Source organism: Paramagnetospirillum caucaseum (genome assembly GCF_000342045.1).
GTDB lineage: Bacteria > Pseudomonadota > Alphaproteobacteria > Rhodospirillales > Magnetospirillaceae > Phaeospirillum > Phaeospirillum caucaseum.
Map to the genome: position 1 here is coordinate 20,019 of NZ_AONQ01000026.1, position 23,254 is coordinate 43,272.

The window sequence follows — 23,254 nt, forward strand, 5'->3', positions numbered from 1 at the left end:
GTCTTCCTCGTCCTCAGCGCGCGTTGAAAATGTACCAGGTGACGAACGCCGCCACGCCGATCAGCATGGCGTAGGCGTAGTGGTAGAGGTAGCCGCTCTGCATGCGGGCCACCTTCTGGGCGACCACACGGGTCGCCGCCGCCACGCCGTCCGGACCGACGCCGTCGATCAGCGCGCCGTCGCCACCCTGCCACAGACCGCGGCCGAGCTTGAAGGCGGGCTTCACGAAGAGCCAGTCGTACAGCTCGTCGAAATACCACTTGTTCAGCAGGAACTGGTGAACACCCTTGAAGGTGTTGGCCAGCGCCACCGGAAGACCCGGAGCGAACACATAGAACAGATAGGCCAGGGCGATGCCCGACACCGCCACCACCGTGGGCAGCAGGGCCACCCAGGAGGGGACGTGATGGGCGTTCTCCAGCGACGGATGGGCCGCGGTCACCAGGATCGAGCTGCGCCAGAAATCCTGGTTGTGGTGGCCGACGAACGCCTCGTAGCCCGCCCAGCCGGCGAACAGGGCGCCACCGGCCAGGAACAGCAGCGGAATCAGCATCACCGCCGGGCTCTCGTGGACATGGGCCATCACATGCTCGTCGGCGCGCGGCCGGCCGTGGAAGGTGAGCAGCAGCAGGCGCCACGAGTAGAAGGCGGTCAGGAAGGCGGCGGTGCAGCCCAGCCAGTAGGCACCCTGGCCGGCCAGGGTATGGGACGCCCAGGCGGCCTCCAGGATGGTATCCTTGGAGTAGTAGCCGGCGAAGAACGGGATGCCGGCCAGCGCCAGCGAACCGATCCACATCAGGACCCAGGTGACCTTGACGTGCTTCCAGATGCCGCCCATGCGGCGGATGTCCTGCTCATCGCTCATGGCGTGGATCACCGAGCCGGCGCCCAGGAACAGCAGGGCCTTGAAGAAGGCATGGGTCATCAGGTGGAAGATGGCGGCCTGGTAGGCCGACACGCCGATGGCGAAGAACATGTAGCCCAGCTGCGAGCAGGTGGAATAGGCGATCACCCGCTTGATGTCGTTCTGCACGCAGCCCACCGTCGCCGCGAAGATGGCGGTGGCGGCGCCGACCACGGTCACCACGGTCAGCGCGGTGTCCGAGAATTCGAACAGCGGGCTCATGCGGGCGACCATGAAGACGCCGGCGGTGACCATGGTGGCGGCATGGATCAGGGCCGACACCGGGGTCGGGCCCTCCATGGCGTCGGGCAGCCAGGTGTGCAGACCCAACTGAGCCGACTTGCCCATGGCGCCGACGAACAGCAGCAGGCAGCAGATGGTGATGGCGTGCCACTCGACGCCGAAGAAGTTGATGCTGGCGGCGGCCTTGTCCGGAGCGGCGGCGAAGATGGCGTCGAAGCCCACCGAACCGAACAGCACGTAGACGCCGAAGATGCCGAGCGCGAAGCCGAAATCGCCGACGCGGTTGACCACGAAGGCCTTGATGGCGGCGGCCGAGGCCGAGGGCTTCTCGTACCAGAAGCCGATCAGCAGATAGGAGGCGACGCCGACGCCTTCCCAGCCGAAGAACATCTGCACCAGATTGTCCGAGGTCACCAGCATCAGCATGGCGAAGGTGAACAGCGACAGATAGCTCTGGAAGCGCCAGATGGAGGGGTCATGGCTCATATAGCCGACCGAATAGACGTGCACGGCCGCCGACACCCAGGTGACGACGATCAGCATCACGGCGGTCAGCGTATCGACCTTCAGCGACCAGTTGACCGCCATGGTGCCGGAGCGGATCCACTCGGCGATCACCACGGTCTGGGCCTCGCCGCCCAGCGCGACCTTCTGGAAGATCAGCCCGGCCATCACGGCGGAGGCGATCAGCAGGGTGCAGGTGACGATCTGCGCGGCCCGGTCGCCGATGAAGCGGCCGAACAGGCCGGCGACGACGGCGCCAAGGAGCGGCAGGAATACGGTTGCAGTGATCATCCCGCTTACCCCTTGAGCTGGCTGATTTCTTCCACCGCGATGGACCCGCGGTTACGGAAGAAGACGACGACGATGGCCAGGCCGATGGCGGCTTCCGCCGCGGCGACGGTCAGGATGAACATGGTGAACACCTGTCCGACCAGATCGTTCAGATAGGACGAGAACGCCACGAAGTTGATGTTGACGGCCAGCAGCATCAGCTCGATGGACATCATGATGATGATGACGTTCTTGCGGTTCAGGAAGATGCCCATCACGCCCAGCGTGAACAGGATGGCGGCCACCGCCAGGTAGTGGGACAGACCGATCTCGAACATCAGATGCCCCTCCCCGACTGGACCTTCTTGAGTTCGACCGAATCGCGCGAGCGGCCGACCTGATCGGCGATCACCTGCTTGCGGACCCCGGTCCGCTTGCGGTGGGTCAGCAGGATAGTGCCGATCATGGCGACCAGCAGCACCAGACCCGACGCCTGGAACAGGTAGACGTAGTTGGTGTAGATCAGCTTGCCCAGCGCCACGGTGTTGGACGCCTGCTCCAGCGTCGGCGTCGGCGCCTTGACCATGGCCTCGACGTCGGGCGCGAAGGCCCAGCCGCCGAACATGGCCAGCAGTTCGACCAGCAGCACCACGCCGATCAGGGCGCCGGTGGGCAGGTACTGCAGGAAGCCTTCCTTCATCTCCACCATGTTGATGTCGAGCATCATCACGACGAACAGGAACAGCACCGCGACGGCGCCCACATAGACCACAACCAGCACCATGGCCAGGAACTCGGCGCCCAGCAGCAGGAACAGGCCCGCCGCGTTGAAGAACGCCAGGATCAGCCAGAGCACCGAATGCACCGGATTGCGCGATGAGATCACCATCACGCCGCTCGCCACCGCGATGGCGGCGAACATGTAGAAGATCAGAGCCGTGAACATGGATGGTCTCCCGTCACCGGTAGGGCGCGTCGGCGGCGATGCGGAAGGCCAGCTCGGCCTCCCAGCGGTCGCCGTTGGCGAGCAACTTGGACTTGTTGTACATGAGTTCCGCCCGGGTCTCGGTGGCGTATTCGAAGTTCGGACCCTCGACGATGGCGTCCACCGGGCAGGCCTCCTGGCACAGGCCGCAATAGATGCACTTGGTCATGTCGAGGTCGTAGCGCCGGGCCCGGCGCGACCCGTCGTCGCGGGGCTCGGGTTCGATGGTGATCGCCTGGGCGGGGCAGATGGCCTCGCACAGCTTGCAGGCGATGCAGCGCTCTTCCCCGTTGGGATAACGGCGAAGGGCGTGCTCGCCGCGGAAGCGCACCGACAACGGACCCTTTTCATAGGGGTAGTTGATGGTCACCTTGGGCTTGAACATGTAGCGCAGCGTCAGCGCCAAACCCTGGACGAGTTCGGTCAGCAGAAAGGCGCGCGCGGTGCGGTCGAGGAACGACATCGCTTTTCTCTCCTTAACCCTGGTTCGGCAGCCAGCCGAAAGCGGTCAGAACGCTTGCGGTCAGCACCAGCCAGAACAGCGAGAACGGCAGGAACACCTTCCAACCCAGACGCATCAGCTGGTCGTAGCGATAGCGCGGGAAGGTGGCACGCACCCACAGGAAGACGAACATCACCAGGCAGATCTTGATGACGAACCAGATCACGCCGGGGATGGGCAACCAGCCCAGGAACGGCGGAGCCATCCAGCCGCCCAGGAACAGGATGGAGGTCATCGCCCCCATCATCAGCATGTTGGCATACTCGCCCAGGAAGAACAGGGCGAAGGTCATGGCCGAGTATTCGACGTTGTAGCCGGCCACCAGCTCCGCTTCCGCCTCGGGAAGGTCGAAGGGGGCGCGGTTGGTCTCGGCCAGACCGGAAATGATGAACAGGATGAACATGGGGAAGTGCGGCACGATGAACCAGAGCTTGGTCTGGGCCGTCACCACGTCCGACAGGTTCAGCGAACCGACGGTCAGCAGCACCGAGATCAGGATGAAGCCGATGGAGACTTCATAGGACACCATCTGCGCCGCCGAGCGCAGGCCGCCCAGGAAGGCGTATTTCGAGTTGGACGCCCAGCCCGCCATGATGATGCCGTAGACGCCGAGCGACGAGATGGCGAACAGGTACAGCACGCCGACATTGATGTCGGCCAGCACCCAGCCCTTGTCGAAGGGGATCACCGCCCAGGCCACCAGGGCCAGGAAGAAGGTCAGCATCGGCGCGCCGATGAACACCACCCGGTTGGCGCGGGTCGGCAGCACCGTCTCCTTGACGAACAGCTTCAGGCCGTCGGCCATGGGCTGCAGCAGGCCGAAGGGACCGACCACGTTGGGTCCCTTGCGCATCTGCATGGCGCCGATCACCTTGCGCTCGGCATAGGTGAGGTAGGCCACCGCGATCAGCAGCGGCAGGACGATGGCGACGATCTGCAGAACGATGATCAGCAGACGCCACACGAAGGGGGGCAGCAGCCCGGTCAGAAGGTCAACCATGGGTCCCCGTCTTCTTGTGCTTGTGGTTGCAACCACCGCCGAAGGCTGCCGTGCATTCCGCCATGGTCTTGGAGGCGCGGCTGATCGGGTCGGTCTGATAGAAATTGTCGACGTTGCTCACCAGGGCGCCGTCGCCCAGGCTGCCCTCGGCGCCGAAGGCGGCGCCCCAGGCGGCCGGAACGACCTGGCCGATGGCGGCGAACACCGGGCTGGCCTTGGCCAGGCGCTCGCGCACCGCCTTCAGGCTGTCATAGGGCAGCGGCTTGCCCAGCGCCTCGGACAGGGCGCGGACGATGCGCCAGTCCTCCTTGGCCTCGCCGGGCGGGAACACCGCCAGACGGGTCTGCTGGGCGCGGCCCTCCAGGTTGACGAAGGTGGCGCTCTTCTCCGTGTAGGCGGCGCCCGGCAGGATCACGTCGGCGCGGTGCGCCCCGGCGTCGCCGTGGCTGCCCTGGTAGACCACGAAGGCCTCGCCCAGGGCCTTCATGTCCACTTCGTCGGCGCCGATCAGGAACAGCACCTGAATGTCGCCCTTGTGGGCGCCATCGACGATGTGGTCCACGTCGCGCCAGCCCTGACCCGGCACGAAGCCCAGGTCCAGGCCGCCGACACGGGCGGCGGCGGTGTGCAGCACGTTGAAGCCGTTCCAGCCGTCACGCACCAGACCGGCGGCGTCGGCCAGCTTGCGGGCCAGACCCAGCAGCACGGCGCCGTCGGCGCGGGACAGAGCCCCCTGGCCGATGATCAGGGCCGGCTTCTTGGCGTTCTTCAGCACCTCGAAGAAGGGATGCTTGCCCTCGGCCACGGCCTTGAGGATGGAAGCGTCGTCGCCCAGATGCTCGTACTTGTAGGTCAGGTCGCCCTTGTGGCCGATGCGGGCCACCTTGAAGCCGCCCTTCTGCCAGCGCTTGCGGATGCGGGCGTTGAGGACCGGATTTTCCTTGCGCGGATTGGAGCCGACGATCAGCAGGGCGTCGGCCTCTTCGATGCCGGCGGCGGTACTGTTGAACAGGTAGGAGGCGCGTACCGAGGCGTCCAGCTTGGCGCCGTCCTGGCGGCAATCCACGGCCTGCGACCCCAGGGCGGCCAGCAGATCCTTGTAGGCCACCATGGTCTCGGCATCGGCCTGATCGCCGGCGATGGCGGCGACCTTGGTCCCGGCGGCCTTCACCTTGGCGGCGATGGCGGCGAACGCCTCGTTCCAGGTGGCGGGGACCAGCTTGCCGTCCTTGCGGACATAGGGCTTGTCGAGGCGCTGGCGCTTCAGGCCGTCGCAGGCGAAGCGCGAGCGGTCGGACAGCCATTCCTCGTTCACGTCCTCGGCGACGCGGGGCAGGATGCGGATGACCTCGTTGCCGCGGGTGTCGACCCGGATGGCCGAGCCCAGCGCGTCCATGGCGTCGACGCTCTCGGTCTTCTTCAGTTCCCACGCGCGGTAGGTGTAGCTGGCCGGCTTGTTGGTCAGCGCCCCCACCGGGCAGAGATCGATCAGGTTGCCCGACAGCTCGGACGACACCGCCGCGTTGACGTAACGGCTGATCTCCAGGTGTTCGCCCCGGCCCAGGCCGCCCAGCACCGGGGTGCCGGCGATCTCGGAGATGAAACGGACGCAGCGGGTGCACTGGATGCAGCGCGTCATCATGGTCTGGACCAGCGGGCCGTAATCCTTGTCCGGCACGGCGCGCTTGCCTTCCTGGCAGCGGTTCTTGTCGGAGCCGTAGGCCATGGCCTGGTCCTGCAGGTCGCACTCGCCGCCCTGGTCGCAGATGGGACAATCCAGCGGGTGGTTGAGCAGCAGGAACTCCATCACGCCCTGGCGCGCCTTGCGCACCGCCGGGGTATTGGTCTTCACCACCATGCCTTCGCCCACCGGCATGGCGCACGACGCCGCCGGCTTGGGCATCTTTTCCACTTCGACCAAGCACATGCGGCAATTGCCGGCGATGGCCAGACGCTCGTGGTAGCAGAAACGGGGAATCTCGATACCGAGCAGATCGGCGGCCTGGATGATGGTCGTCCCGGCCTCGACTTCGATTTCCCTGCCGTCAATGGTCAGCTTGGGCATTGGGTCTTCTCTCTTCTCAGGCCGCTTGGGTCTTGGCTTGGCGATCCAGGATCCGCCGCTCCATCTCGGGACGGAAGGCGCGGATCAGGCCCTGGATCGGCCAGGCGGCCGCATCGCCCAGGGCGCAGATGGTGTGGCCCTCGATCTGGCGGGAAATCTCTTCCAGCAGATCGATTTCCGACAATTCGGCGTCGCCGGTGACCATGCGGCCCATCATGCGGCTCATCCAGCCGGTGCCTTCGCGGCACGGCGTGCACTGGCCGCAGCTCTCGTGCCAGTAGAAGCGCGACAGACGGTGGATGGCGCGCACCAGATCGGTGGACTTGTCCATGACCATCACGGCGGCGGTCCCCAGGCCCGAGCGCATGGCGCGCAGGGCGTCGAAGTCCATGGTGACTTCCTCGCATTGCTGCTTGGTCAGCATGGGAACCGACGAACCGCCGGGGATGACGGCCAGCAGGTTGTCCCAGCCGCCGCGCACGCCGCCGGCATGCTTCTCGATGAGTTCCTTCAGCGGAATGCCCATCTCCTCTTCCACGTTGCACGGCGTGTTGACGTGGCCGGAGATGCAGAACACCTTGGTGCCGGTGTTGTTGGGCTTGCCCAGGCCGGCGAACCACGCGGCGCCGCGGCGCAGGATGGTGGGCGCCACGGCGATGGATTCCACGTTGTTCACCGTGGTCGGGCAGCCATAGAGGCCGACGCCGGCCGGGAACGGCGGCTTGAGGCGGGGCTGGCCCTTCTTGCCTTCCAGGCTTTCGATCAGCGCCGATTCCTCGCCGCAGATATAGGCACCGGCGCCACGATGGACGTAGACCTCGCAATCCCAGCCCGAACCGCAGGCGTTGGGACCGAGCAGGCCGGCGGCGCGCGCCTCGTCGATGGCGATATTGAGATGCTCGGCCTCGCGCACGAACTCGCCGCGGATGTAGATGTAGGCGGCATGCGCCCCGATGGCGAAACAGGCGATCAGCGCGCCCTCGATCAGCTTGTGCGGATCAAAGCGCATCATTTCCCGGTCCTTGCAGGTGCCGGGCTCGCCTTCGTCGGCGTTGATGACCAGATAGTGGGGACGCGGCCCCTCGGTCTTGGGCATGAACGACCACTTGACGCCGGTGGGGAAGCCGGCGCCGCCACGGCCGCGCAGACCGGAATTCTTCATCTCCTCGATGATCCAGTCGCGGCCCTTGGCCAGAATATCCTTGGTGCCGTTCCAGTCGCCACGGGCCATGGCGCCCTTCAGGTGCCAGTCGTGGAAACCGTAGAGGTTGGTGAAAATCCTGTCGGAGTCGCGCAGCATCAGGCCTTCCCCCCCTCGAACTTCAACTCGGTGAGAGCGGTCGGGCCGCCCGCCGGGCACGAGAACTGACGACCGTTCTGGGGACCGGGCTTCGGCGTCTCGCCGCGCTTGAAGGCCTCCAGTACCGCCTTGGTGCTCTCCGCGGTCAGATCCTCGTAGTAATCGTCGTTGATCTGCATCATCGGCGCGTTGACGCAGGCGCCCAGACATTCCACCTCGGACAGGGTGAACTTGCCGTCGCCGGTCATGTCGCCGAACTCGACGCCCAGCGTCGCCTTGGCGGCGGCCACCACGTCGTCCGAGCCGCGCAGCATGCAGGGCAGGTTGGTGCAGACCTGGACGTGGAAAGTGCCCACCGGCTTGCGGTTGTACATGGTGTAGAAGGTCGCCACCTCCTCCACCCGGATGGGGGCCATGTCGAGCATCTCGGCGATGACTTCCATGGCGGCGCGGCTGACCCAGCCTTCCTGGCGCTGGGCCAGGTCGAGCAGCGGCATCACCGCGCTCTGCTGGCGGCCGGCGGGATACTTGGCGATGAAGGCCTTGGCCTTCTCCAGGTATTCGGGGGTGAAAGCGAAGCTTTCCGGTTCGTAGGAATGATTGCTCATCGGTCGATCTCGCCGAAAACGATGTCGATGGAGCCGATATTGGACACCACGTCGGCCAGCATGTGTCCCTTGGACATCATGTCGAGCGCCTGCAGGTGAACGTATCCCGGCGGACGGATCTTGCAGCGGTAGGGCTTGCCGGTGCCGTCGGCGATCAGGTAGACGGCGAACTCTCCCTTGGGGGCCTCGATGGCCGCGTACACTTCGCCGGCCGGGACCCGGAAGCCCTCGGTGAACAGCTTGAAGTGATGGATCAGCGATTCCATGGAGGTCTTCATCTCGGACCGCCGGGGCGGCGTGATCTTGTTATCCTCGACCTTGACCGGCCCATTGGGCATCTTGGCGATGCACTGCTTCATGATCTTGACGGATTCGCGCATTTCCAGCACGCGGACCAGATAACGGTCATAGCCGTCGCCGTTCTTGCCCACCGGAATGTCGAAATCCATCTGGTCGTAGACGTCGTAGGGCTGGGCCTTGCGCAGATCCCAGGCGATGCCCGAGGCGCGCAGGTTGGGACCGGTGAAGCCCCAATCCAGGGCCTGATCCGCCGTCACCACGCCGATATCGACGACGCGCTGCTTGAAGATGCGGTTGTCGGTGGCCAGGGTCTCGATGTCGTCCAAGACCTTGGGGAAGGTCTCGCACCACGCGGCGATGTCTTCCAGCAGGCCGGCCGGCAGGTCGGCGGCGACGCCGCCCGGGCGGTAGTAATTGGCGTGCAGGCGGGCGCCGCAGACGCGCTCGTAGAACTCCATCAGCTTCTCGCGCTCTTCGAAGCCGTAGAGCAACGGAGTCATGCCGCCCACGTCGAAGATGAACGCGGTGACATTGAGCAGATGGTTCAGGATGCGGCCGATCTCATCGTAGAGCGTCCGGATGAACTTGGCGCGGATCGGAATGTCGATGCCCAGCAGCTTCTCCGTGGCCAGCACGAAGGCATGTTCCTGGTTCATGGTGCCGACATAGTCCAGGCGGTCGAAATAAGGCGTCGCCTGGAGATAGGTCTTGTGCTCGATCAGCTTCTCGGTGCCGCGATGCAGCAGGCCCACATGGGGGTCGGCGCGGTCGACGACCTCGCCCGACATCTCGAGGATCAGGCGCAGCACGCCGTGCGCCGCCGGATGCTGCGGGCCGAAGTTGATGGTGTAGCTCTGGATCTGGGATTCGGCCATGTCAGTTCGCCTTCTCATCGCCGGGCAGCATCCCCGGCCCTTCCCAGGGCGACAGGAAATCGAAGCTGCGGAAATCCTGGGTCAGCTTCACCGGCTCGTAGATCACGCGCTTGGTCTCGTCGTCGTAGCGCATCTCCACATAGCCGGTCAGCGGGAAGTCCTTCCTGAGCGGATGGCCCTCGAAACCGTAATCGGTGAGGATGCGGCGCAGATCGGGATGGTCCGAGAACAGCACGCCGAACATGTCCCAGGTCTCGCGCTCGAACCAGCCGGCCGAATTGAACACGCCGGTAACGGACGGAACGGCGGTCTCCTCGTCGGTGGCGACCTTCACGCGGACCCGCTGGTTATGCTTCATGGACAGCAGGTGATAGACCACGTCGAAGCGCTGCTCGCGCCCCGGCCAGTCCACGCCGCAGACATCCACCAGTTGCTTGAACAGGCAGCCGGAATCGTCCTTGAGGAAGCTCAGGACCTTGACGATGGAGGCGGCCTTGACGGTGAGCGACAGCTCGCCCACGCGGTTGACCTCGGTTCCCAGCACATCCTGGGGCAGGGCTTGGGCGATGTACTCACCCAGATCCTTCAGCGCTTGCGTCATCTTGAGGGTTCCCCTAGGGCGCTATCGGAGGATGGAGCCGGTGCGGCGGATCTTCTTCTGCAGCTGCAGGATGCCGTACATCAGCGCTTCCGCCGAGGGCGGGCAGCCCGGCACATAGATGTCCACCGGCACGATGCGGTCGCAACCGCGCACCACCGAGTAGGAATAGTGATAATAGCCGCCGCCATTGGCGCACGAGCCCATGGAGATCACCCAGCGCGGCTCGGCCATCTGGTCGTAGACGCGGCGCAGCGCCGGGGCCATCTTGTTGGTCAGCGTGCCGGCGACGATCATCAGGTCCGACTGGCGCGGGCTGGGACGGAAGACCACGCCGAAGCGGTCCATGTCGTAGCGCGAACAGCCGGCATGCATCATTTCCACGGCGCAGCAGGCCAGACCGAAGGTCATGGGCCACAAGGAGCCGGTGCGGGCCCAGTTGACCACGGCGTCGACGCTGGCCAGCACGAAGCCCTTGTCGGAAATCTCGGTGGTGACGGCCTTGAGCAGCGCGTCCTGGGCCGGGCCAGGGGGCAGCGCCGCCGCATGGTCGGGCGACAGGATGCCGCCGGTTCCGGGGTTCACTCCCATTCCAGGGCTCCCTTTCGCCATTCGTAGATGAAGCCGATGGTCAGCACGCCGAGGAACACCATCATGGACCAGAAGCCGAACATGCCGATCTTGCCCAGGGTCACCGCCCACGGGAACAGGAAGGCCACTTCCAGGTCGAAGATGATGAACAGGATGGCGACGAGGTAGAACCGGACCTCGAACTTGGAACGGGCGTCGCCGAAGGCGTCAAAGCCGCATTCGTAGGCCGTGGCCTTTTCCGTGTCGGGTTTCTGGCGCGCCACGATCCATGAGGCCCCCACGCAGATCGCCGAAATCACGATGGCGATGCCGAGGAAAATCAGGATCGGCAGATATTCGAGCAGCCAAGCTTCCATCGTCCCTGCCCTACCAAGAGGTGTCCGATCGGAGGAAGCCCCGGCGTTTCGTGTCGTCGCACGTCCGTCACCGGCCGGTGTCTGTGCTGCAAAGCGAAGAGATCGACCTATAGGGATCGGACGGATGGACGACTTTGGCGAACGCGCCGAACGGGTACCCCCTCCTGCAACATACCAAAAGACTGCGGACAACCCCGCCCGCGACCAGCCAAGCCCCTCGCTCGGCGATCGATATCAGGCGGGATGGCGGGAGTGACGGGGCTCGAACCCGCGACCTCCGGCGTGACAGGCCGGCGCTCTAACCAACTGAGCTACACCCCCTCCGCAGCCACCCGCGTGGGTAGGCGTGGTGTAATCCACCCCCCATGGGCTGTCAAGCAAACAAGGCCGCGCCGCAGCGAAATTTGCCCCTTGCGCCGATCCGGGAATCAGGCATCCCGGCCACGGCGCGAATCCTCCTCCCGCCGGAAGGGCGCAACCGCGGGGGCCGCGGAGCGCCGCCCGCAGCGGCCGTCGCCCGGCTCCGGAACGCGAGCCGCCTTTATCGATGGAGAGTTTTGCAAGAGAGCGCCCCGGCGGCCCAAGGCCCTGTGAAGGCGTGGTGGGCGGTGACGGGTTCGAACCGCCGACATCCTGCGTGTAAAGCAGGCGCTCTACCGGCTGAGCTAACCGCCCGGTAGGCAGGTTCTAGGATGCCGCCGCATTTTCGGCAAGCCCCCAAAACAAAACCGGCCGCCCATTGGGCGGCCGGCACATCACTCTTTGAGGGAGGCATCCTTACTGGATGCCGTCCTTCAGGCCCTTGCCGGCCTTGAACTTCGGCTGCTTGGAGGCCGGAATCTTGATCTTCTCGCCGGTGCGGGGATTGCGGCCCTCGGACGCCGCGCGCGACGCGACGGCGAAAGTGCCGAAACCGACCAGGCGAACCTCGTCGCCGCCCTTGAGCGCGGAGGTAATGGCTTCGAAAACACCGTCCACGGCCTTAGCCGCATCGGCCTTGGACAGACCAGCGGCGCCAGCCACGGCCGTCACGAGATCGTTCTTGTTCACCTGAGGACCCCCTTCGTTATACCGACATTGATAGCCGACGATACCGCCTATCGAATTAGACGGGGCCAGTCTAATTCAGCCTGTCGGACAGCGTCAATGTGCAATCCGCAAGAAATGGCGGATTTGCTGGCATCCACGCCCTTCTCTCCGGCCCGTCCGCCAATGCAAAATCGGCGGCTCCCATGGGGAACCGCCGATTTCAGCTAAGGAAATACCCTTATCCCGCCTCAGTGGGTGACCAGACCGCCGGCCGCCGCCTCGCCGTCCTTGGCCGGCTTGGCCTCGGCCACGTCCACCGGCTCTTCCCACTCGATGGCCACCGGCTTGCGGGTCAGCGCCAGGGCCAGCACCTCATCGGCGGTGGAGACCGGGATGATGTCCAGGCCCTTCTTGACGTTGTCGGGGATCTCGGCCAGGTCCTTCTCGTTCTCCTTGGGGATGAGAACGGTCTTGATGCCGCCCCTGAGCGCCGCCAGCAGCTTTTCCTTCAGCCCGCCGATGGGCAGCACCCGGCCGCGGAGCGTGATCTCGCCGGTCATGGCCACGTCCTTGCGCACCGGAATGCCGGTCAGCACCGAGACGATGGTGGTGCACATGGCGACGCCGGCCGACGGGCCGTCCTTGGGCGTGGCGCCCTCGGGGACGTGGACGTGGATGTCGCGCTTCTCGAACACCGTCGGCTTGATCCCCAAGCTGACCGAGCGCGAGCGCACGTAGGAGCGGGCCGCCTGCACGGATTCCTGCATGACGTCGCCCAGCTTGCCGGTATGGCTGAAGGTGCCCTTGCCCGGCATGCTGACCGCCTCGATGGTCAGCAGCTCGCCGCCGACCTCGGTCCAGGCCAGACCGGTAACCACGCCGACCAGATCCTGCTCCTCCACCTCGCCGAAGCGATAGCGGTGGATGCCGGCGTACTTTTCCAGGTTGCGCGGGGTGACGGCGACCTTGACCTTACTGGTCGAGACGATCTCCTTGACCGCCTTGCGGGCCAGATTGGCCAGCTCGCGCTCCATGTTGCGCACCCCCGCCTCGCGGGTGTAGTAGCGCACGATATGGCGGAGCGCCTCGTCGCTGATCGACCACTCGCCCTTCTTCAGGCCGGCGGCCTTGATCACCTTGGGCAGCAGGTGGCGCTTGGAGATTTCCACCTTCTCGTCCTCGGTGTAGCCGGACAGGCGGATGAGCTCCATGCGGTCCAGCAGCGGCTGGGGCATGCGCATGGTGTTGGCGGTGGTGACGAACATCACGTCGGAGAGGTCGTAATCCACCTCCAGGTAATGGTCGTTGAAGGTGGCGTTCTGCTCGGGGTCCAGCACCTCCAGCAGGGCCGAGGCGGGATCGCCGCGCCAGTCGGCGCCCAGCTTGTCGATCTCGTCGAGCAGGAACAGCGGATTGGAGCTCTTGGCCTTCTTCATGCCCTGGACGATCTTGCCGGGCATGGAGCCGATATAGGTGCGGCGGTGGCCGCGCACCTCGGCCTCGTCGCGGACTCCGCCCAGGCTCATGCGCACGAAGTTGCGGCCCGTCGCCTTGGCGATGGACTTGCCCAGCGAGGTCTTGCCGACGCCGGGCGGCCCCACCAGGCACAGGATGGGACCGCGCACCTTGTCGGTGCGGATCTGCACGGCGAGATACTCGAGGATGCGTTCCTTGACCTTCTCCAGGCCGTAATGGTCGGAATTGAGCACCGTCTCGGCCAGCTTGACGTCTTTCTTGACCTTGGTGCGCTTCTTCCACGGAATGGTCAGCAGCCAATCCAGATAATTGCGCACCACGGTGGCCTCGGCCGACATGGGGCTCATGGACTTGAGCTTCTTCAGCTCGGCCAGGGCCTTCTCGCGCGCCTCGACGGTCAGCTTGGTCTTGGCGATGCGCTCTTCCAGCTCGGCGGTCTCGTCCTTGCCGTCGTCGCCTTCGCCCAGTTCCTTCTGGATGGCCTTCAGCTGCTCGTTCAGATAGTACTCGCGCTGGGTCTTCTCCATCTGCCGCTTGACGCGGTTGCGGATCTTCTTCTCCACCTGCAGGACGCCGATCTCGCCCTCCATGTAGGAGTAGACCCGCTCCAGACGCTCGGAGACCACCTCGATCTCCAGAAGCTCCTGCTTCTCGGCGATCTTCAGCGCCAGATGCGAGGCAACGGTGTCGGCCAGCTTGGCCGAATCCTCGATCTGGTTGACCGAAACCAGCACCTCGGGCGGAATCTTCTTGTTGAGCTTGATGTACTGCTCGAACTGGCTGACCACCGAGCGCGACAACGCCTCCAGCTCCTGCTGGTCGCCTTCGCGCTCGTCCACCACCTCGGCGGTGGCCTGGAAGAAATTCTCGTTGTCGGTGAAGCCGGTGATCCTGGCGCGCTTGCCGCCCTCGACCAGCACCTTGACGGTGCCGTCGGGCAGCTTCAGCAGCTGCAGCACGGTCGACACGGTGCCCACCGCGTAGATGTCCTCGGTGGTGGGGTCGTCCTGGGCAGCGTTCTTCTGGGCGACCAGCAGGATCTGCTTGTCTTCCCGCATCACGTCTTCCAGGGCCCGCACCGACTTCTCCCGGCCGACGAACAGCGGGACGATCATGTGGGGGAAGACGACGATGTCCCGAAGCGGAAGGACCGGGAAAACGTCGCCAGAAGGAGTATCGACCATGCTGCCTCATTCACGCCGGCGGTGGCCGAAACGGCTCACCGACTTGGACTTTGATGACTTGTCTTGAGCAAAGCTGGGGCGGATTCCCCCTGTCGTCAAGCCATGCCCAATGATTCTAGTGTGTTGTCGGGTGTGTCCGCAATGCAGATTTTGGCCCTGGGCCGAAGCGGGACACTAGGAATTGTGGGAAAAGGGACGAACGGGCCCCGCATAAGGAGCCCGTCCCGTGATGCCCCTTAAGCGCTGGACCCCACGTCCTCACGCCGTTCGGAGTAGATGTAGAGCGGCTTGGCGCGGCCCTCCACCACTTCCTTGTTGATCACCACCTCGTCCACGGCGTCGAGGCCGGGCAGGTCGAACATGGTGTCGAGCAGGATGGATTCCATGATGGAGCGCAGGCCGCGCGCGCCGGTCTTGCGCGCGATGGCCTTCTCGGCGATGGACTTCAGCGCGTCGTCGGAGAAGGCCAGACGGGTGTCCTCCATCTCGAACAGGCGCTGATACTGCTTGACCAGGGCGTTCTTCGGCTTGGACAGGATGTCGATCAGGGCGTCGACATCCAGGTCCTCCAGGGTCGCCAGCACCGGCAGGCGGCCGACGAACTCGGGGATCAGGCCGAACTTCAGCAGGTCCTCGGGCTCGACCTCGCGCAGGATTTCGCCGGTGCGGCGCTCGTCCGGACCGCGCACGTCGGCGCCGAAGCCGATGGAGGTGCCCCGCCCGCGCGAACCGATGATCTTTTCCAGGCCGGCGAAGGCGCCGCCGCAGATGAACAGGATGTTGGTGGTGTCCACCTGCAGGAATTCCTGCTGCGGATGCTTGCGCCCGCCCTGGGGCGGCACCGAGGCGACGGTGCCTTCCATGATCTTCAGCAGGGCCTGCTGCACGCCCTCGCCCGACACGTCGCGGGTGATGGAGGGGTTGTCGGACTTGCGGCTGATCTTGTCCACTTCGTCGATGTAGACGATGCCGCGCTGGGCCCGCTCCACATTGTACTCGGCGGCCTGCAGCAGCTTGAGGATGATGTTCTCCACATCCTCGCCCACATAGCCGGCTTCGGTCAGGGTGGTGGCGTCGGCCATGGTGAACGGCACGTCGAGGATGCGGGCCAGCGTCTGGGCCAGCAGGGTCTTGCCGCAGCCGGTGGGGCCGATCAGCAGGATGTTGGACTTGGCCAGCTCGACTTCGTTGTTCTTGCCGCCGTGCTGCAGCCGCTTGTAGTGGTTGTGGACGGCGACCGACAGCACCTTCTTGGCATGGCCCTGGCCGATGACGTAGTCATCGAGCACGGCGCAGATGTCCTTGGGGGTCGGCACGCCATCGCGCGAGCGGACCAGGTGGGTCTTGTGCTCTTCGCGGATGATGTCCATGCACAGCTCGACGCATTCATCACAGATGAACACGGTCGGCCCGGCGATAAGCTTCCTCACCTCGTGCTGGCTCTTTCCGCAGAACGAGCAGTACAGAGTATTCTTGGAATCGCCGCTAGAGGACTTGGTCATCGAAACTCCATTGGATCAAGGCGGCCGCATCGCACCCGCGAAGTCATGTTAGACACAGCCCGCCACGCCAGACAACGACAATTCTGTCATGCGCGCATACACAAACGGCCGGACCATTCCCCTTTGGGGAACCGGCCCGGCCGCTGGCGCCTGAACAGACTTTACGAAGCGCTGTCGCCCTCGGCGGCGGGACGCTTGTTCACCACCTCGTCGATCAGGCCGAATTCCTTGGCCTCCTCGGCGGTCATGAACTTGTCGCGCTCCATCACCTTCTCGATCACTTCCAGCGGCTGGCCGGTATGCTCCACATAGATGTTGTTGAGCCGCGCCCTGAGCGCAAGGATCTCGCGCGCCTGGATTTCGATGTCGGTGGCCTGGCCCTGGGCGCCGCCCGAGGGCTGGTGCACCATGATGCGGGAATTGGGCAGCGAGAAGCGCTTGCCCTTCTCGCCGGCGGTCATCAGCAGCGAACCCATGGAGGCCGCCTGGCCGATGCACACCGTGGAGACGGCGGGGCGGACGTACTGCATGGTGTCGTAGATGGCTAGGCCCGACGTCACCACGCCGCCCGGCGAGTTGATGTAGAAGGCGATGTCCTTGCTGGGATTCTCGGATTCCAGGAACAACAGCTGGGCGCAGATCAGGCTGGCGACCTCGTCGTAGACCTGTCCGGTCAGGAAGATGATCCGCTCCTTCAGCAGGCGCGAATAGATGTCGTAGGACCGCTCGCCCCGGTTGGTCTGCTCGACCACCATGGGAACCAGGGTGTTCATGTAGAGGTCGATCGGATCTCTTTCGCGCATGTTCCGTCCTTTGTGGATTTGACAACGGCGGGGGCGGACGCCGAGGAGGATTGGCCGCCCGCGACATTCATATGGTGAACATCGCGGGCTTTGCACGTCGAGGACCTATTCGGCCGCCTTCTTCTTGGCGGCGGCCTTCTTCTTCGGCTTGGCCTCGGCCTCGCCTTCGGAAGCGGCCTCGTCGGGGTCCTTGCGCAGATCTTCGACCGACACTTCCTTGTCGGTGATCTTGGCCAGCTCCAGGATGAAATCGACCACCTTCTCCTCGTAGAGGGGAGCGCGCAGCGATTCCAGGGCTTCCTGGTTCTTCTGGTAGTACTGCAGCACCAGGTGCTCCTGGCCGGGGTAGCGGCGGGCTTCCATCATGATGCCGCGGTTCAGGTCTTCCTGGGTCACGTTGATCTCGTTGACCCGGCCGACCTCGGCCAGCAGCAGGCCCAGGCGCACGCGGCGCTCGGCCAGGGCGCGGTACTCGACCTTCAACTCGTCTTCGGACTTGGCCGCGTCGGCGGGGTCGAGACGGCCGGCTTCCTTGTCGGTCTCCACCTGCTTCCAGATGGCCTCGAACTCGGCGTCGAGCATGCCCGGGGGAACCGGGAAGTCGTGACCGGCCGACAGGGCGTCGAGCAGGGCGCGCTTCAGCTTCATGCGCGACACGCCGTCCAGCTCGCGCGCGATCTCGTCCTTGATGGCGGTCTTGAGCGCGTCGAGGTTTTCCAGGCCGACCGACTTGGCCAGCTCGTCATCGATTGCGGCGGCCTTGGGGGCGCGCACTTCCTTGACCTTGACCTCGAACACCGCCGGCTTGCCGGCCAGGGCTTCGTTGCCGTAACCCTCGGGGAAGGTCACGTTGACCTCGGCGTCGGTGTCGGCCTTCTTGCCGACCAACTGGTCCTCGAAGCCCGGGATGAAGGTGTTGGAGCCCAGCTTCAGCGAGTAGCCCTCGGCGGTGCCGCCGGGGAAGGCCACGCCGTCCAGCTTGCCCACGAAGTCGATGACCACCACGTCGCCCGACTTGGCGGCGCGCTTGACCGGCTCGGAGCTTTCGTTGCGCTCGGCGATCTTGGCCAGGGCGTCGTCCACCTCGGCATCCGGCACCACGGCCTTGTCGCGCACCAGATTGACGGTGCCGAAATCCATGGTCTTGATCTCGGGCAGCACTTCCACCGCCACGGTGAATTCCAGGTCCGAGCCTTCCTCGTACTTGGTGATCTCGATCTTGGGCTGCATGGCCGGGCGCAGGCTGCCGTCGGTGATGGCCTTGCCGGCGCCGTCGTTCACGGCGTTCTCCAGGATCTCGCCCATCACCGCGCCGCCGTACTTCTTGCGCACGATGGTCATGGGCACCTTGCCGGGGCGGAAGCCGGGCATGGCCACGGTGCGGGCGATCTCCGCCAGCTTGTCCTGCATCCGGGTTTCCAGCTGCTGGGCGGGAACGACGACCTTGAATTCGTGCTTCAGGCCTTCGGCATTGATCTCGGTTACCTGCATCAGTCTATCGCCAATCGAATCGAGTGAGTTGAAATCGCTGCTCCCGCCGGTCGGCATGCGCCAGGGTCCAGGGCCGGCTTTGGTGAATGGTGCGGGCGAAGGGACTTGAACCCCCATGGCTTGCGCCGCTGGAACCTAAATCCAGTGTGTCTACCAATTCCACCACGCCCGCTTTTCGACCGTGCACGCCGGCGAACCCACGCGCGCAAACATGCGCACCCTGGGGCCGCCCCGTCGGGAGGGTCCTGTCTATAGCATGTTCGTTTCCAGGGAAACAGGGAAAAGCCGCATGGCCGTCCGAGGGAACTTTTGCCCCATGACTTCACGAATGGCAATTGTGGCGCCATGGTCTAATTCGATTTGAAACGACTCCAGTACTGGCCCATACTCGGCGCCGACATACTATTGGGGATCAGGTGGCAAAATGGATCTCGACCGCACCTCAAGCATCGCCTTCCTGCAGATCGACGAAGACACCAAGCGCGCATTGCGTGAATTCCGCGATATCCTTGCCCGCCATATCGACGGGATTCTCGAAACCTTCTACCGCCATGTCAGCAACAATCCGGCGACGGCGAAGATGTTCGCCACTCCCGAGCGGATGGCCCATGCGCGGGCCATGCAGAAGAAGCATTGGATGGAAAGCGTGTTCCTCGGCCAGTTCGACGACCGCTACTTCGCCCAGGTCACCGAGATCGGCAAGGTCCACCAGCGCATCGGCCTGGAGCCCAAGTGGTACACCGCCGGCTATTGCTTCGTGCTGAACATGGTCACCGGGGTGGCGGTCGAGCACTACCGCAAGGACCCGCGCCGCCTGACCCAGGTGCTGAACGCCGTCAACAAGGCGGCCTTCCTCGACATGGACCTGGCCACCTCGGTCTATATCGAGACCAATACCGCCGCCATCATCGCCCGCGAGCTGGGCGCCAAGGCCGACGTCTTCGAGCGTGAGGTCAAGGGCCTGGTGGCCTCGGTGGCGTCGTCGGCCGGCCAGATGGAGACCACCGCCAAGTCCATGACCGCCACCGCCGAGGAAACCTCGCGCCAGTCCACCACCGTGGCGGCGGCGGCCGAGGAAGCCACCGTCAACATCCAGACCGTGGCGGCGGCGGCCGAGGAGCTTTCCGCCTCCATCACCGAGATCAGCCGGCAGGTGGCCCAGTCGGCCCAGATCGCCGCCAACGCCATGGTCGAGGCCGACCGCACCAACCAGATGGTGCAGAGCCTGGCCGAGGCGGCCAGCAAGATCGGCCAGGTGGTCAAGCTGATCAACGACATCGCCTCGCAGACCAACCTGCTGGCCTTGAACGCCACCATCGAGGCGGCCAGGGCCGGCGATGCCGGCAAGGGCTTCGCCGTGGTGGCCAACGAGGTGAAGAGCCTGGCCAACCAGACCGGCAAGGCCACCGAGGAGATCGCCGCCCAGATCTCAGCGGTGCAATCGGCCACCCGCGACGCGGTGACCGCCATCGGCGGCATCGCCACCACCATCGGCCAGATCAACCACATCTCGGGGTCCATCGCCGCGGCGGTGGAGGAACAGGGCGCCGCCACCGGCGAAATCGCCCGCAACGTCCAGCAGGCGGCCCAGGGCACCTCGGAAGTCACCGAGACCATCACCCGGGTCAACACCGCCGCCGCCGAAACCGGTACGGCCGCCCGTCTGGTCCTGGACGCCGCCTCGACCCTGTCGCGCGATTCCACCCAGCTGGAGACCCAGGTGGACCGCTTTGTCTCGCAGATCAGGGCCGGTTGACAAACATCAGGGGGAGCCTATTGCGCTCCCCCTCCCCTATCCCTTCGCCAGCGCCTTGACCCGTCCCGACGCCGCCACCTTGCCGCTGGCCGAATAGGCCTCGTGGTTGGCGTCGATGTCGCCCAAGTCATAGAGATAGTTGACCATCAGCCCCGCCGACTGGTTGAGGCCGTTGGCCGACATGTCGGCCATCCAGTTGATCCGTTCGACCCGCGCTCCGTTCGACAGGTGGAAATGGGCCACCGGGTCGAGCGCCGCCACGCCGTCGGGACGCTTCTCGCGGGTCAGGTAGCGAGCGGCCAGACGGGTCAGCGGCCCCTCCAGCGCCTCGGCCAGCAGCGGCTCCGCCGTCCAGTCGGGCTCGGCCAGCAGGGCCTTGAGGCTGCCCTTGGCCCCCATGCCGCCCACCCGGGTCAGGGCCTTGTGCTCGGCCGGCGTCAGCAGCCCCGGCTCGCCCTCGGTCAGACGGCCCTCCAGCCAGCGGCGGAAGCCGGGGATGGGCGACAGGGTGGCGAAGGCCCTGATCTGCTTGAACTCGCGCGACAGGTCGTCCACCACCCGCTTGATCAGGAAGTTGCCGAAACTGATCCCCGCCAGGCCGCGCTGGGCGTTGTTGATGGAATAGAAGATGGCGGTGTCGGCCTTGTCGACGTCGCCCAGCGGCGCGGTGGGGTCCAGCAGGTCCTGGACGTTGCCGGCCATGTCCCGGACCAGGGCCACCTCGACGAAGATCAGCGGCTCGTCGCGCATGCGCGGATGGAAGAAGGCATAGAGCCGCCGGTCGGAATCCAGGCGGTTCTTGAGATCGGCCCAGCCCTGGATGGCGTGCACCGCCTCGTATTCCATGATCTTTTCCAGCACGGCGGCCGGCGAGCGCCAGGTGATGCGCTCCAGCACCAGGAAACCCACGTCGAACCACGAGGCCAGCAGCCCCTTCAGATCGGCCTCCAGCGGCCCCAGGCCGGGATGCTCGCGGCTCAGGCCCATCAGCTCGGCCCGCATGTCCACCAGGAACTTGACGCCCTCGGGCAGGGCGTTGAACTGGGTCAGCAGCTTTACCCGCGGCGGTTCCAGCGCCTGGCGCAGCTCCATCTCGGCGCGGCTGCGGGCCGCGTCGCCCTCCGCCGAGGCCAGGGCCACCGCCGCCGCGTCCACCGCGCCGCGATCCGGCCCGAACCCGCCGGCCAGCAAGTCCAGGAAGCGCACCCGCCCCTCGGCCGACAGCGACAGATAGGCGCGGCCGAGAGCCGCCGCCCGGGCGCGGGCCGACACCTCGCCGCCCTTGGCCGACAGGCAGGCCTCCATCTGGGCGCGCAGCCGCTCCAGGTCGGAAGCGGGCAGGCCGGGCGCCAGGGCCGGCACCTTGCCCGCCCCGTCCGATCCGGCGATGTCGCGCCATACTCCCTTCAGCCGGGACAGCAGGGTGGCGGCCGTGGTCTGGACTTCATTCATGGGCGTCTCCCCATCTCGGCCAGGATTGCAGGAAGCGCCTCGGGCAGATCCTCGGCGATCAGTCCGGGGCCGATGATGGTTGCCGCCCGCCCGTGCAGCCAGGCGGCGGCCGAGGCCGCCTGGAAGGGCTCCATCCCTTGGGCCAGCAGCCCGGCGATCAGCCCGGCCAGCACGTCGCCCGAGCCGGCGGTGGCCAGGGTGGGCGGCGCGTCGGTGGTGATGGCGGCCCGCCCGTCGGGATGGGCCACCACGGTGTCCGGCCCCTTGAGCAGCACCACCGCCCCCGAAACCCGCGCGGCGTGCCGCGCCCGCTCCAGCCGGCTGCCCGCCACCGCGCCGAACAGCCGGCGGAACTCGCCGTCATGGGGGGTGAGCACCACCCGGTCCGACAGATGCCGGAACAGATCGTCGCCCCGCCCCTCGAAGCTGGTCAGGGCGTCGGCGTCCAGCACGCAGGCACGCCCGGTGGCCAGGGCGGCCAGCACCTTGCCCGCCAGGACCTCGCCCACCCCGCCGCCCGGCCCCAGCAGCAGGGCGTTGCGCCGTCCGTCGGCCAGCAGGGCCGCGAAGGGTTCGGACGGAACCACCAGCAGGCCGGGGTCGCCGGCGCGGTAGATGCCCAGCGCCTCGGGCGGCGCCGCCACGGTGACCAGCCCGGCCCCGGCCCGGCGGGCGGCGCGGGCCGCCAGCCGGGCGGCGCCGGTCATCTCCGCCCCGCCCAGGATCAGGGCATGGCCACGGGAATACTTGTACCCGCCGGGCTCGATGCCGGGCAGCGCCCAGGCCCCCGGCCCGTTGCGGCGGAGGCTGGGGGCGATGTCGTCCAGCACCGAATCGGGAATGCCGATGTCGGCCACCACCAGTTCGCCGCATTTGAGCCGCCCGGGCAGCAGGCAATGACCGGGCTTGGGGCGGAAGAAGGTCACGGTGGCGACGCAGTCCGGCGCAAGGCCCTGCACCGCGCCGCTGTCGCCGTGCACGCCGGAGGGAACATCGACGGCCACCACCGGCAGGTTGCGCCGGGCGATTTCCACGATCACCGCGCGGGCGGCGCCCTCCGGCGGCCGGGACAGGCCGGCGCCGAACAGGGCGTCGATCACCCCCACGCAGCCGTCGAGGAGGGCGGGGCCCAGGGGCTCGACCGGCCCGGTCCACCGCCCGGCCATGCGGGCGGCATCGCCTCCGAGGACGTCCACCCCACCCAGCAGGCCGAGACGCACCGCCCAGCCCTGGCGGCGCAGCAGCCGCGCCGCCACGAAGCCGTCGCCGCCGTTGTTGCCCGGACCGCACAGGATGGCGATGCGGCCCCGCGGCAGCAGGCGCCGCGCCGTGGCGGCCACCGCCCGGCCGGCGGCCTCCATCAGCCGCTCGCCCCCGATTCCGGCCGCCATGGCGAGGCGGTCGGCCCGGTACATCTGCTCGACACTGAGGATTTCGTCGTTCATTCCACAAGGGTAATG

General features: G+C 66.0%; 20 protein-coding genes and 3 tRNA genes. 1 reads left to right on the forward strand and 22 read right to left on the reverse strand.

Features of this window, described 5'->3' with window-relative positions; all coding sequences use genetic code 11:
• Positions 1-13 precede the first annotated feature (13 nt).
• The 20 genes from nuoL to H261_RS11195 form a co-directional block, all read right to left on the reverse strand.
• Positions 14-1,942 (reverse strand): NADH-quinone oxidoreductase subunit L, encoded by a 1,929-nt coding sequence (gene nuoL, locus H261_RS11100; protein ID WP_008617483.1) that lies wholly within the window; start codon positions 1,940-1,942, stop codon positions 14-16.
• 5 nt (positions 1,943-1,947) lie between these two features.
• On the reverse strand, positions 1,948-2,259 hold the full coding sequence (gene nuoK / locus H261_RS11105) for an NADH-quinone oxidoreductase subunit NuoK (RefSeq protein WP_008617493.1): 312 nt from the start codon (positions 2,257-2,259) through the stop codon (positions 1,948-1,950).
• Positions 2,259-2,867 carry an NADH-quinone oxidoreductase subunit J gene (locus tag H261_RS11110; protein ID WP_008617494.1) on the reverse strand — a complete coding sequence of 203 codons (609 nt, stop codon included), beginning with the start codon at positions 2,865-2,867 and terminating at the stop codon, positions 2,259-2,261. The genes nuoK and H261_RS11110 overlap by 1 nt, the downstream gene beginning before the upstream one ends.
• A gap of 13 nt (positions 2,868-2,880) precedes the next feature.
• Positions 2,881-3,369, reverse strand: a complete 489-nt coding sequence (nuoI, locus tag H261_RS11115) for an NADH-quinone oxidoreductase subunit NuoI (RefSeq protein ID WP_008617495.1) — start codon at positions 3,367-3,369, stop codon at positions 2,881-2,883.
• Between the two features lie 13 nt (positions 3,370-3,382).
• On the reverse strand, positions 3,383-4,408 hold the full coding sequence (gene nuoH, locus H261_RS11120; RefSeq protein ID WP_008617496.1) for an NADH-quinone oxidoreductase subunit NuoH: 1,026 nt from the start codon (positions 4,406-4,408) through the stop codon (positions 3,383-3,385).
• Positions 4,401-6,473: an NADH-quinone oxidoreductase subunit NuoG gene (nuoG, locus tag H261_RS11125; RefSeq protein ID WP_008617497.1), complete on the reverse strand. Its 2,073-nt coding sequence runs from the start codon at positions 6,471-6,473 to the stop codon at positions 4,401-4,403. Before nuoG ends, nuoH begins: the two co-directional genes overlap by 8 nt.
• Before the next feature lie 16 nt (positions 6,474-6,489).
• A complete protein-coding gene (gene nuoF / locus H261_RS11130; RefSeq protein WP_008617498.1) occupies positions 6,490-7,773 on the reverse strand; it encodes an NADH-quinone oxidoreductase subunit NuoF in 1,284 nt (427 codons plus the stop codon).
• Positions 7,773-8,381 carry an NADH-quinone oxidoreductase subunit NuoE gene (gene nuoE / locus H261_RS11135; RefSeq protein WP_008617499.1) on the reverse strand — a complete coding sequence of 203 codons (609 nt, stop codon included), beginning with the start codon at positions 8,379-8,381 and terminating at the stop codon, positions 7,773-7,775. Before nuoE ends, nuoF begins: the two co-directional genes overlap by 1 nt.
• The gene (locus tag H261_RS11140) at positions 8,378-9,556 is read right to left on the reverse strand and encodes an NADH-quinone oxidoreductase subunit D (RefSeq protein ID WP_008617501.1); all 1,179 of its coding nucleotides are present in this window, start codon (positions 9,554-9,556) and stop codon (positions 8,378-8,380) included. The genes nuoE and H261_RS11140 overlap by 4 nt, the downstream gene beginning before the upstream one ends.
• Before the next feature lies 1 nt (position 9,557).
• Positions 9,558-10,157 carry an NADH-quinone oxidoreductase subunit C gene (locus H261_RS11145; RefSeq protein WP_008617502.1) on the reverse strand — a complete coding sequence of 200 codons (600 nt, stop codon included), beginning with the start codon at positions 10,155-10,157 and terminating at the stop codon, positions 9,558-9,560.
• Positions 10,158-10,178: 21 nt separating this feature from the next.
• Complete coding sequence (locus H261_RS11150) at positions 10,179-10,745, reverse strand: NuoB/complex I 20 kDa subunit family protein (RefSeq protein ID WP_008617503.1); 567 nt, start codon at positions 10,743-10,745, stop codon at positions 10,179-10,181.
• Positions 10,736-11,101, reverse strand: coding sequence for an NADH-quinone oxidoreductase subunit A (locus H261_RS11155; RefSeq protein WP_008617504.1), 366 nt, complete (start codon positions 11,099-11,101; stop codon positions 10,736-10,738). The genes H261_RS11150 and H261_RS11155 overlap by 10 nt, the downstream gene beginning before the upstream one ends.
• A 244-nt stretch (positions 11,102-11,345) precedes the next feature.
• Positions 11,346-11,422, reverse strand: a tRNA-Asp gene (locus H261_RS11160).
• A gap of 278 nt (positions 11,423-11,700) precedes the next feature.
• Positions 11,701-11,776, reverse strand: a tRNA-Val gene (locus tag H261_RS11165).
• A gap of 102 nt (positions 11,777-11,878) precedes the next feature.
• Entirely contained in the window at positions 11,879-12,151 is a 273-nt protein-coding gene (locus H261_RS11170) for an HU family DNA-binding protein (protein ID WP_008617506.1), read from the reverse strand.
• Between the two features lie 227 nt (positions 12,152-12,378).
• Positions 12,379-14,790 carry an endopeptidase La gene (lon, locus tag H261_RS11175; RefSeq protein WP_008617507.1) on the reverse strand — a complete coding sequence of 804 codons (2,412 nt, stop codon included), beginning with the start codon at positions 14,788-14,790 and terminating at the stop codon, positions 12,379-12,381.
• Between the two features lie 236 nt (positions 14,791-15,026).
• Complete coding sequence (gene clpX / locus H261_RS11180; protein WP_008617508.1) at positions 15,027-16,292, reverse strand: ATP-dependent Clp protease ATP-binding subunit ClpX; 1,266 nt, start codon at positions 16,290-16,292, stop codon at positions 15,027-15,029.
• Positions 16,293-16,453: 161 nt separating this feature from the next.
• Positions 16,454-17,095, reverse strand: a complete 642-nt coding sequence (clpP, locus tag H261_RS11185; protein WP_008617509.1) for an ATP-dependent Clp endopeptidase proteolytic subunit ClpP — start codon at positions 17,093-17,095, stop codon at positions 16,454-16,456.
• Positions 17,096-17,200: 105 nt separating this feature from the next.
• A complete protein-coding gene (tig, locus tag H261_RS11190) occupies positions 17,201-18,586 on the reverse strand; it encodes a trigger factor (RefSeq protein ID WP_008617510.1) in 1,386 nt (461 codons plus the stop codon).
• Positions 18,587-18,673: 87 nt separating this feature from the next.
• A tRNA-Leu gene (locus H261_RS11195) sits at positions 18,674-18,758 on the reverse strand.
• Positions 18,759-19,010: 252 nt separating this feature from the next.
• On the opposite strand from H261_RS11195, the gene H261_RS11200 reads away from it, so the two are divergent.
• Positions 19,011-20,342 carry a globin-coupled sensor protein gene (locus H261_RS11200; protein WP_008617511.1) on the forward strand — a complete coding sequence of 444 codons (1,332 nt, stop codon included), beginning with the start codon at positions 19,011-19,013 and terminating at the stop codon, positions 20,340-20,342.
• A gap of 36 nt (positions 20,343-20,378) precedes the next feature.
• On the opposite strand, the gene H261_RS11205 is transcribed toward H261_RS11200, so the two are convergent.
• Positions 20,379-21,794 carry a malonyl-CoA decarboxylase gene (locus H261_RS11205; protein ID WP_008617512.1) on the reverse strand — a complete coding sequence of 472 codons (1,416 nt, stop codon included), beginning with the start codon at positions 21,792-21,794 and terminating at the stop codon, positions 20,379-20,381.
• Positions 21,791-23,239: a bifunctional ADP-dependent NAD(P)H-hydrate dehydratase/NAD(P)H-hydrate epimerase gene (locus H261_RS11210; RefSeq protein WP_008617514.1), complete on the reverse strand. Its 1,449-nt coding sequence runs from the start codon at positions 23,237-23,239 to the stop codon at positions 21,791-21,793. The genes H261_RS11205 and H261_RS11210 overlap by 4 nt, the downstream gene beginning before the upstream one ends.
• Positions 23,240-23,254: the final 15 nt, after the last annotated feature.

Coding starts and splice junctions, on each gene's coding strand:
- nuoL (WP_008617483.1), bottom strand. CDS start 1,942: ATGATCACTGCAACCGTATTCCTGCCGCTCCTTGGCGCCGTCGTCGCC.
- nuoK (WP_008617493.1), bottom strand. CDS start 2,259: ATGTTCGAGATCGGTCTGTCCCACTACCTGGCGGTGGCCGCCATCCTG.
- H261_RS11110 (WP_008617494.1), bottom strand. CDS start 2,867: ATGTTCACGGCTCTGATCTTCTACATGTTCGCCGCCATCGCGGTGGCG.
- nuoI (WP_008617495.1), bottom strand. CDS start 3,369: ATGTCGTTCCTCGACCGCACCGCGCGCGCCTTTCTGCTGACCGAACTC.
- nuoH (WP_008617496.1), bottom strand. CDS start 4,408: ATGGTTGACCTTCTGACCGGGCTGCTGCCCCCCTTCGTGTGGCGTCTG.
- nuoG (WP_008617497.1), bottom strand. CDS start 6,473: ATGCCCAAGCTGACCATTGACGGCAGGGAAATCGAAGTCGAGGCCGGG.
- nuoF (WP_008617498.1), bottom strand. CDS start 7,773: ATGCTGCGCGACTCCGACAGGATTTTCACCAACCTCTACGGTTTCCAC.
- nuoE (WP_008617499.1), bottom strand. CDS start 8,381: ATGAGCAATCATTCCTACGAACCGGAAAGCTTCGCTTTCACCCCCGAA.
- H261_RS11140 (WP_008617501.1), bottom strand. CDS start 9,556: ATGGCCGAATCCCAGATCCAGAGCTACACCATCAACTTCGGCCCGCAG.
- H261_RS11145 (WP_008617502.1), bottom strand. CDS start 10,157: ATGACGCAAGCGCTGAAGGATCTGGGTGAGTACATCGCCCAAGCCCTG.
- H261_RS11150 (WP_008617503.1), bottom strand. CDS start 10,745: ATGGGAGTGAACCCCGGAACCGGCGGCATCCTGTCGCCCGACCATGCG.
- H261_RS11155 (WP_008617504.1), bottom strand. CDS start 11,101: ATGGAAGCTTGGCTGCTCGAATATCTGCCGATCCTGATTTTCCTCGGC.
- lon (WP_008617507.1), bottom strand. CDS start 14,790: ATGGTCGATACTCCTTCTGGCGACGTTTTCCCGGTCCTTCCGCTTCGG.
- clpX (WP_008617508.1), bottom strand. CDS start 16,292: ATGACCAAGTCCTCTAGCGGCGATTCCAAGAATACTCTGTACTGCTCG.
- clpP (WP_008617509.1), bottom strand. CDS start 17,095: ATGCGCGAAAGAGATCCGATCGACCTCTACATGAACACCCTGGTTCCC.
- tig (WP_008617510.1), bottom strand. CDS start 18,586: ATGCAGGTAACCGAGATCAATGCCGAAGGCCTGAAGCACGAATTCAAG.
- H261_RS11200 (WP_008617511.1), top strand. CDS start 19,011: ATGGATCTCGACCGCACCTCAAGCATCGCCTTCCTGCAGATCGACGAA.
- H261_RS11205 (WP_008617512.1), bottom strand. CDS start 21,794: ATGAATGAAGTCCAGACCACGGCCGCCACCCTGCTGTCCCGGCTGAAG.
- H261_RS11210 (WP_008617514.1), bottom strand. CDS start 23,239: ATGAACGACGAAATCCTCAGTGTCGAGCAGATGTACCGGGCCGACCGC.